General features: G+C 38.1%; 1 rRNA gene. It reads right to left on the bottom strand.

What is annotated here, in order from left to right:
* Positions 1-214: 214 nt before the first annotated feature.
* Positions 215-299, bottom strand: a 16S ribosomal RNA gene (locus K5Q92_RS24105); the annotation flags it as partial.

Below are 299 nucleotides of genomic sequence, written 5' to 3'. Positions count from 1 at the left end.
AATTTTTACTTAAGACCGTTAAGTCTTAAGCCAAGACACTTAATGTTAAGTGTTTTGAGAACTCAATTTTTAATTTCGCAATAATCGTTACGATTATTACTATCAGCTTTCCAAATTTTTAAAGAACGATATCAACTACGTGAAGTAGGATATGTTTGCTCATTAACAAGCAATCTGTGTGAACACTCAACAACTATTAAGTTAGTCGTATAGGTAAGGAGGTGATCCAGCCCCAGGTTCCCCTAGGGCTACCTTGTTACGACTTCACCCCAGTCATGAACCACACCGTGGTAAACGCC

The sequence above is a fragment of the Shewanella sp. MBTL60-007 genome (assembly GCF_019654915.1).
Lineage (GTDB): Bacteria > Pseudomonadota > Gammaproteobacteria > Enterobacterales > Shewanellaceae > Shewanella.
This window is presented reverse-complemented; position numbering and strand designations above follow the sequence as displayed.